This is a genomic window from Natronolimnohabitans innermongolicus JCM 12255 (genome assembly GCF_000337215.1).
In the GTDB taxonomy this organism is placed as follows: domain Archaea; phylum Halobacteriota; class Halobacteria; order Halobacteriales; family Natrialbaceae; genus Natronolimnohabitans; species Natronolimnohabitans innermongolicus.
Genome location: NZ_AOHZ01000027.1, coordinates 1 through 1,071, shown reverse-complemented (window position 1 = coordinate 1,071; position 1,071 = coordinate 1). Strand labels below are relative to the sequence as shown.

The window sequence follows — 1,071 nt, the reverse complement described above, 5'->3', positions numbered from 1 at the left end:
ACCGCTGGTCCCGCGCGAGCGGCGGTTCGAACTGACGGAGCGGACGACGGGCGAGGGCCTCGAGACGCCGGTCGATCCCGAGGACGTCCGGGAACTCGCGGCGACGCTGCGCGACGAAGACGTCGAGGCGGTCGCCGTCTCGCTGCTTCACGCCTACGCCGACCCCGAGAACGAGGCGACCGTCGCCGAGATCCTGCGCGAGGAACTCGACGTTCCCGTCTCGACTTCCCACGAAGTGCTCGCGGAGTTCCGCGAGTTCGAGCGGACGTCGACGACGGCCGTCGACGCCTACGTGCGACCGGCGATCGACCGCTACGTCGGCCGACTGGTCGAAGAAAGCGAGGACGCCGGCGTTCCGGCGCCGCGGATCATGCAGGCGAACGGCGGCATCGCCGATCCGGAGACGGTCCGAGAACACGCCGTCACGACGACGCTCTCGGGTCCCGCCGCGGGCGTCGTCGGCGCCGCTGCGACCGTCGACGACGACGCCGTCGAGGGGCTCGTCACCTTCGATATGGGCGGCACCTCGAGCGACGTGAGCCTCGTCCGCGACGGCGAGGCCGAACGGACGACCGACGCCGAGATCGACGGAATCCCGATCCGAACGCCGATGGTCGACGTCAACACCGTCGGCGCGGGCGGCGGCTCGATCGCCTGGGTCGACGCCGGCGGCGCGCTCCGAGTTGGACCGCGCTCGTCCGGCGCCGAACCCGGCCCCGCCTGCTACGGGAAGGGCGGCACCGAGCCGACGGTCACCGACGCGAACGTCGTCCTCGGCTACATCGGCCCCGAAACGGCCCTCGGCGGCGAGATGACCCTCGACGTCGAGGCCGCACGCGACGCCCTCGAGGGGCTGGCCGACGAGGCCGGGTTAGACGGCGCGCTCGAGGCCGCCCGCGGCGTCTTCCGCGTCGCGAACGCGACGATGACGCGAACGATCCGCTCGGTGACCGTCGAGCGGGGCCACGACCCGCGCGAGTTCGCGCTGGTCGCCTTCGGCGGCGCGGGACCGATGCACGCCGCCGCGCTGGCCGACTCCCTCGAGGTCTGTCTCTTATACACATCTCTGAT

At 72.2% G+C, this 1,071-nt stretch carries 1 protein-coding gene; it reads left to right on the top strand.

Annotated elements, in window-relative coordinates:
* Positions 1 to 1,071: hydantoinase/oxoprolinase family protein (locus C493_RS05055; protein ID WP_007258334.1), on the top strand; the 1,071-nt coding region annotated here is incomplete at both ends.